7 protein-coding genes and 1 pseudogene are annotated in these 7,268 nt (G+C 45.4%); 5 read left to right on the plus strand and 3 right to left on the minus strand.

Going from position 1 to position 7,268, the window contains the following annotated elements; translation table 11 throughout:
* Positions 1-184: 184 nt before the first annotated feature.
* Positions 185-1,684: an MBOAT family protein gene (locus H6F88_RS11970; protein WP_190642961.1), complete on the minus strand. Its 1,500-nt coding sequence runs from the start codon at positions 1,682-1,684 to the stop codon at positions 185-187.
* A gap of 259 nt (positions 1,685-1,943) precedes the next feature.
* Here H6F88_RS11970 and H6F88_RS11975 point away from each other — a divergent pair, with 259 nt between their 5' ends.
* The 4 genes from H6F88_RS11975 to H6F88_RS11990 all read left to right on the plus strand — a co-directional run bounded on the left by H6F88_RS11975 (position 1,944) and on the right by H6F88_RS11990 (position 5,927).
* Positions 1,944-2,120, plus strand: a complete 177-nt coding sequence (locus tag H6F88_RS11975; protein ID WP_190642962.1) for a hypothetical protein — start codon at positions 1,944-1,946, stop codon at positions 2,118-2,120.
* Positions 2,121-2,391: 271 nt separating this feature from the next.
* Positions 2,392-2,661 (plus strand): hypothetical protein, encoded by a 270-nt coding sequence (locus H6F88_RS11980; RefSeq protein WP_190642963.1) that lies wholly within the window; start codon positions 2,392-2,394, stop codon positions 2,659-2,661.
* A gap of 502 nt (positions 2,662-3,163) precedes the next feature.
* Complete coding sequence (locus H6F88_RS11985; protein WP_190642964.1) at positions 3,164-4,705, plus strand: RNA-directed DNA polymerase; 1,542 nt, start codon at positions 3,164-3,166, stop codon at positions 4,703-4,705.
* Positions 4,706-4,943: 238 nt separating this feature from the next.
* A complete protein-coding gene (locus tag H6F88_RS11990) occupies positions 4,944-5,927 on the plus strand; it encodes a dienelactone hydrolase (RefSeq protein ID WP_190642965.1) in 984 nt (327 codons plus the stop codon).
* Between the two features lie 66 nt (positions 5,928-5,993).
* Here H6F88_RS11990 and H6F88_RS11995 read toward each other — a convergent pair whose 3' ends face one another.
* Entirely contained in the window at positions 5,994-6,554 is a 561-nt protein-coding gene (locus H6F88_RS11995; protein ID WP_190642966.1) for a TetR/AcrR family transcriptional regulator, read from the minus strand.
* Positions 6,555-6,631: 77 nt separating this feature from the next.
* Between H6F88_RS11995 and H6F88_RS12000 the strand changes: the two genes are divergently transcribed.
* A complete protein-coding gene (locus H6F88_RS12000) occupies positions 6,632-7,030 on the plus strand; it encodes a DUF6463 family protein (RefSeq protein ID WP_190642967.1) in 399 nt (132 codons plus the stop codon).
* 133 nt (positions 7,031-7,163) lie between these two features.
* Here H6F88_RS12000 and H6F88_RS12005 read toward each other — a convergent pair.
* Positions 7,164-7,268: pseudogene (locus H6F88_RS12005) on the minus strand (IS1 family transposase); the annotation flags it as partial.

Here is a 7,268-nt window from a genome sequence, read left to right on the forward strand (position 1 = left end):
GTCTCACACTTCAACCTAAGACCTTAAGCTTGACAGCTACTACTTATACCAAACTCGTCTGTAGAATAGCGGCATCTGTTGGGGCGAAGCACTTGGTCGCAATCCCTGCCACTGAAGCACAATTCTTTTGCCGAGTGCTTCGCCCTTACACCAAATAGTGCTTCCTTACAGAACGGATTCCGTATTAGAAATCAAAATAGATGTAAGGCGCAGCTTCATTTGGAGCCAGTAGCCATGCAGCAAATAGACAAATTGGCACCAGCAGAATTTTGACTGACCAGTTTAACTGCACTTTTAGCCCTCGCTGAATCAGGTAGGCGATCGCCATTCCCACCACGATCAGTAAGAGTAGAAAAGTGATTTGGAGGCGATCGCTCCCTAATGCTTCTGCGTAAATCTTTTGAGCAAATTGAGCGTCTGCTGGATGTCCCCAGAGGCGCTGCACGACCAGACTCGACTCACGCAGGTCAGGCAAGCGGAAGAAAATCCACGAGGTGAACACCATAAATTGTGTGAGTGCCCAGGCCGTTACTGTTCCGGGGAGGCTTTGCCACCAGTTCTTGAGCGCTGGGAATCGTTGAGACTGCGCCTCGGTTAGCCGATGCATAACGAGCGCTAGACCGTGCAGCAATCCCCACACCACAAATCCCCAGGCGGCTCCGTGCCAGATTCCGGCAATCAACATGACGATCGCCAGATTTACACAAGTCCGGATTAGGTTCTTGCGCGAACCGCCCAGTGGAAAGTAAAGATAGTTGCGGAGCCAGTCGCCCAGGGTAATATGCCAGCGTCGCCAAAAGTCAGCAATACTAGTGGAAAAGTAGGGGAAATTAAAGTTTTGCGGTAGCTCAAATCCCAGCAGAATGGCGCTGCCCCGCGCCACATCTACATAGCCGCTAAAGTCGAGATAAAGCTGTAAGCCGTAGGCAAAGGTTGCTAGCCACAGGTCGCCGCTGCTTGCCCGCTGAAGGTTGTTGAAGCTGAGGTCAACCAGAGTGCCGATGTGGTCGGCTAGCAGCAGTTTTTTCACCGCACCGCAAGCAATTAGCCAGAGTCCTTCGACGATTTGGTTGGGCGGCGGAAATTTCAGCGTCTTGATCTGGTCTGCCAGGGGATGGAAGCGGGTGATCGGACCGGAAATCAGTTTTGGAAAGAATAGCTTGTAGCTGGAAAACAGCAGAAAGCTGCGGGTTGGCGGTGCACCGCGATAGATGTCTACGAGATACGCGATGCATTCAAAGGTGAAGAAGCTGATTCCTAGTGGGGCGATGAGGCGATCGCCAATCCAGGCGGCATTCTCCTGGGCTACAGGTAGATTCAACACTGCGCCAACTGAAGACACCAGGAACGGCACATACTTAAAACTCACTAACAGCAAGACGTTCAGAAAAACGCCTATACACAGGAGTTTTAAGCGGCGATTGTTCCAGTCTTGCTGGGCAAGCTGCCAGTCCTCGCCTTCGGGGGCGCGCCAGTCGCGTGGGGCAGCGATCGCCCGTCCCAGCCAAAAGTTGAGCAGCGTCATTAATAGCAGCAGCGGCACATACTGAAGCTGCAGCGAACTGTAGAAGACCAGGCTGGCAACCAGCAGAATCAGTAACTTGAGCGATCGCGCCTCTAGTGACCAGTAGATGCCCAGAACGCTCAGCAGAAAAATGCCGTAAAGGATTGAGAGAAAAGTCATAGGTTCAGAGCAAACACCCCTGTAAAGCCAGGTCGTGATGACAACCGTATTCAGGTTGACTGCAATCGCTAATAAAAGTCCTTACAGTCTTGCTAGTATAGTCCCGTCTGTAAATTAAACATCCATTTTATGGCACTGTGTGCCTGGATCGAGCAGCTGTGTAGGAAAGCTTCCCTACACAGGATTTCTTTGAAAAATGGCTCTGTAGGACAGACCAACCAAAGTTTTTCTCGCTTCTAATTCACTGCAAATTTGGCCTATGACAGCAACTAAAACCTGGGAAACAGAACTGTTTTGGGGTCTGGGCTATGAGTTTGATCCGCAGTGGCTATTGACTCCTATACAGCAGGCACTACAGGCAAAGCTGATTGACCTGTACGCGACGGTGCTGCAACCGAATGCGATCGCTTCCCTTCTCTCTCAAGAAAATCCCTAGTCCGTCATCTTGACTAAATACCGTTTGCTCAGATATGCTCTCACGTTAAGGTTGTCAATTTTACGTACAGACGGCCCTACACTACCCAAAGATCTAGCGCTACCCAAGGCTGCGGCAACAGCCCTGAGCAGCTAACCCCCAAACTGTACTAGGCAGTCTGGCGGCTAACGGTGAATTTTAACACTCCCTTAGCCACCCCGACTTGTCGTGTCAAAAAAGCGGGGTGGCTAGGTTTTTGGGGTTTCCTCAAAAACCTTAAGGAGTACAACTCATGTCTCAATGTTTTTTGGAATCTCCCAACGCCCCGACTGTTGAGAGAGAAGTTTCTGCGCTTCAGAATAGTGAGCGCGATTACCCCATAGGGGGAACTGCTTCGCACCGCCTGCGAGTTCTGATCATCGGTTCTCGTGATGGCGTAATCGAAACGATTCACGACCTGCATCGGCGCGGCTTTGCCCAAGTGGGACTGTGGAGTCCGTTGTTACCTGCTCCTAGTTCTGGTGAGGTAATGAGTATTTTGACACGCGATCGAAGAAGGTAAGAAAAGAGGGAGGAGAGGGGGCGATCGCCCTCTCTCCTTTATCCATCCAACGAACTTCTTACTCCATGCCCACTCCAATTGAGCTTGGGCAGATCTGTGGAACCTTGCTGTAAGTCTTCCTTAAATCAGGGAGATCCGCAGCAAGGCTGCTGTAGCTCGACCCCTTGTTAGCAAATCTACAGCAAAGTAGTCGTTGATCTAACCAGATTGAGCGGATCTACAGCAAAGCTCTGTAGAATAAATTGTTATGCTGCTTCACCCTGGATAGAAAAACAGCCAAAAGTTTACCGGTCGATTTGTAAGAAATAGCTATTCCGCAAGTTCTTGGGGGAGCCTGAAATCGGCAGGTTACTGTCAAGTATTGGCAATCAAGGTGCTGCAAGTTGCATTCAGAGACAATTGTTCTAAAGGTATTTATGTAGAATTGACTAAGGCAAATTTTTGCCTCAACTGAGCTATGCTGCCCCTAACTTGTTTAGTTAGCATAGGAGCTTAACGCAAAGTGAAACTTGATGAACAATCAATAAGATGGTCTCTGAATCATTTAATTAAATATGGAGATACTGATCTATTTCCCAAGCCAATTGAGTTTGATTCTCTATATGAGATTGGGAATGATACCGTTAACAAGTTGAAAGACATTGATTTAGGGAATTACCAATATGGGGCATCAAGAAGATTCATTGTCCCTAAGGATGAATTGTCTTACAGAACTGCTACTCAACTTGACCCTCTTGATAACATCATTTTAACTGCAATTATCTATAAATATGGAAACCAGATAGAGAGCCGCCGAATTCCCATTTCTGATGACAAAGTCTTCGGATACCGTTTTGCGCCACAAGAGGACTGGAGCCTTTACAATCCAAATGCTTCTTGGCTTGAGTTTTGGAACAAGTGCAAGGAAAAGTCCTCAAATTATAACTATGCTGTCTATCTCGATATAGCTGATTTTTATAACCAAATTTATCATCACAATATTGAAAATCAACTGATTGCATCAGGTTTTCCTAACCAAATTAAGAATTGGATCTTAAATTTGTTGGAAAGCATAACCGTTAAAGTATCAAGAGGAATACCAGTAGGTCCACATTCAACTCACATATTGGGTGAGATGTCATTAATTCCTGTTGACAATAGTCTCTCAATGAAAGGATTAGACTATTGTAGATATGTTGATGATATTGTTATCTTTTGTAATGACTACAAACAAGCAAGAGTAATTGTTTATCAAATGGCTGACATTCTTGATAAACAGCAAAGATTAATTGTACAAAAGCAAAAGACAAAAATTTATGAAAGTGAAGAATTTGAAGTGCATTGTCAAAATATGCTTCAAGACAGACCAATTAACGACTTTGAAGAGGAGATGTTGGTAGTTCTTCGTGCTCGTTCAAGCCGAAACCCATATGCGCGTATTAATTCACAAGCACTCTCTTTGGATGAGAATAAAGTATTTGAGCAAAGCCGGATTGAAACAATTCTATCCGATTATCTTAAAGAAAGGGAGCCAAATTTCACGCGTATACGATGGCTCCTTCGCCGTTTGTCTCAAGTAGGAGTTCCTTCAGCAGTTGATTTTTGCATAAGTCATGCAGATGAGTTAACTCCAGCTATTAGTGATATTTGCCACTATCTAGTTTCCGTTAATAATAACTATGCAGGTGACTGGAAAGGTCTAGGAACTCAGATTTTCAATCTTCTAGATAGTGATCTTATAAAGTCCAACGAGTATTTTCAGATGACATTGTTAAGTTTGTTTGGGCGAAAGCCAATGCTGAATAATACCAGTAACTTAATATCTGTGTATCATACATCGCCACCCAGTATGAGGAGGGAAATTTTATTGAGCGCTTATGCTTTAAGTATGGGAGATTGGTTAAGGGAACTTAAGGAAAGTTATCAAGGGTTGGATGCTTGGAGTAAACGTGCATTTATTATTGCAAGCAAGACACTGCCAGTTGAAGAACGAAAGTTCTTTCTAGATTACATCAAAGATGGAAACACCTTGAATAACCTTTTAATCAAGTGGGCAAAGACCTAGATTCAAGGGCGATCGAGGCAGCATAACAACCCCAATGCACCCGGATCGTATTAAGTCATCTGTGCGTGTTCGAGGTTATCTGCGGCAGGTGAAGCGGAACGTTAGCGGTCACAAAGCTTATGATTGTCTGCTAAGGTAAGAAGCGACCTGGAAATTAAAAGTAATTGCTCAAACTGATCGTAAAGCCCTTCTAAAGGAGCATTAAAGCCACGTTGGTTTGAGTAGCAAGATCAATATTATGAATGTACGAGCATTTTTCCGAGCCGCTACAGTTGAAGATGCTGCCCCTCCTTACAACAACATTCAACTGAAGGTTTTTTACCCTGCCCAGTTGACAGGCAGTGACCAGGAGCAGGACATGGGCATTGTTCCTGCTGATGCTCAACACTCCCCCTTCAAGGTCGTTATTCTTTTCACCGGTATTAATTGCGGTCCTGAAGTGTATCAATGGCTGGCTGTTAAGTTGGCAAAGCGTGGATTAGTGGTCATTACATTTTCTTGGGTTGCCGAAAATCTACCTGGAATGGTGGCGCTTACTCCTGGGGTTGACATTAATATGCTGACTCCAGCTATGTATGGTAAAGCTCCGACGGCTTCTGCTTTACCAACTTTGCTAAGGGAGCTAGAGAGGCTCCAGACTGAAGGGGTGCTGGCGGGTCTACTCGACTTAAATAGTGTCATTCTGGGAGGACATTCGGCTGGGGGTAGGGTTGCAATTGAAAGCGCAGATTCACGCTTTTTTCCATCTGTTGTCGCTGCTTTCGCCTATGGCGCTCATACAGCAGCGATTACCCAGTTAGGTTATGCAGCAGGCACAATCCTATCTCTACCAGATTCCTTACCCCTTCTATTAATTGGAGGAACCCGTGATGGAGTTATTGCTAATAGTAGCCATCGCTACGGAGTGAGTTGGGAAGAGGCTACAACACCAATTAAGCTTACCTTTCAAGAGGCGATCGTAGGTGGCAGAAGTGATAGTTATTTGCTGCTTCTAGAAGGAGCCAACCATTTTTCGATTGCTGATCCATTCGATTTCACAACAGGCAGACCATTTCTAGACTTTCCAGCTACCCAATCAGAAGAACAACTGCGGGATTTAATGGCGGAGGCGATCGCCATGTTCATCGATGCTCATGTTCGTGACGAGGCAACAGCCCTTGAATCTCTCAATCAATTATTAGTATCTAACAATCCTTTGATTGCATCATTTGAGTGCAAGTAATTTGTAGTTTCAAGTCTGGTAGGTTGAGATTGGGTGGCTTTCGGTTATCAGTAGCGACTGTACCTATCAATCTCGCCGAGTGAGGATAAGATGCTGGAGCCGTACCTCAGCTAACCGTTCAGATGGGTTAGTTCGGGTACCGACTGTAAACTCTCCAATCAACGCGTAATAAACCATCCGGGCGCGTACCATTGCTTCAAAGGGTGTAAAGCCTAGTTCTAAAAACAAAGTTTTCGTGTAGCTCAAACGCCGCTGGTCAACTTGCTCAAGTAGCAACGCAACTTTAGAATCGTTCGCTGCCCAAGATCGAATCGCGTGTTCGACTTGACCATCATCTTGAATCGCCAGTTCAAACAAGTAGAGCAGTTTCGTTGAAGCATCACCGCCCGCCACTTCAACTTGCTCAATAATGCTATCTGTTTCACGACTGACCCAATCTTGTAAGATCGCCTCCAAAAGCTCTTCTCGATTCTTGAAATGCCAATAGAAACTACCTTTCGTCACATTCAATAGTTGAGCCATTGGCTCAACTCGCACCGACTCCACTCCTTTTTCTGCTAAAACCTTTAGACCCAAATCAATCCAGTCTTGCTGTCCAAGCTTAGAACTCTCTTTTTTCTTGACCATACGGTAGCGTATTGACATCTACGTTATGTGAATTCTAACCTACAAACATACGGTAGCGTATGTAAGAAAGGATTGAGATGAAGATGCTTCAAGTGAGTGGATATTGGTTAATTTGTACAGGTGTTTTACATGCTTTAATCACTGGATGGCAATTTGCTGACCCTTTAATGGATATTGTGCAGGCGGGTTGGTTCAACGCAGTTGCACCACATCCATCGACTCCTTTTTATGACCGAGAAGATGCATTTTGGTGCATGATGATCACACCATTTCTTCTCTTAATTGGGCAATTGTGCTGTTGGGCGCATACAAACAACGTTCCCTTGCCAAATTTTCCTGGCTGGATTCTCCTTCTAACGGCTGTTGTTGGAATTACTCTTGAACCAATTTCAGGATTTTGGCTCATCATTCCTCCAGCGCTATTGATTCTAGCTAATTCGCATAACCGTAAGGAATCCTTAGGGAAAGCGCCATAGCGCTTTCCCTAACGCGATGTTACATAGCAGCTAACAATCGTCCTGCAAACGTAGCAGCTTCTGAACACGGTCGTTAGCTGTTTCGTTTCGGTCGTGGGAGCATAGTTAGAAGGCGTTGCTGAAACCGTAATGGTTAAGTAGGTAGAGGAATAGCTCGATACTTCAAATAGTGAAGCAGCAAACGGAGTGAACATTTCAACATCTCAAGGGATTTGGAGTAGCACAAGGTTTTACGGTG

This window comes from Oculatella sp. FACHB-28 (genome assembly GCF_014696015.1).
Classification (GTDB): domain Bacteria; phylum Cyanobacteriota; class Cyanobacteriia; order Elainellales; family Elainellaceae; genus JAAUTN01.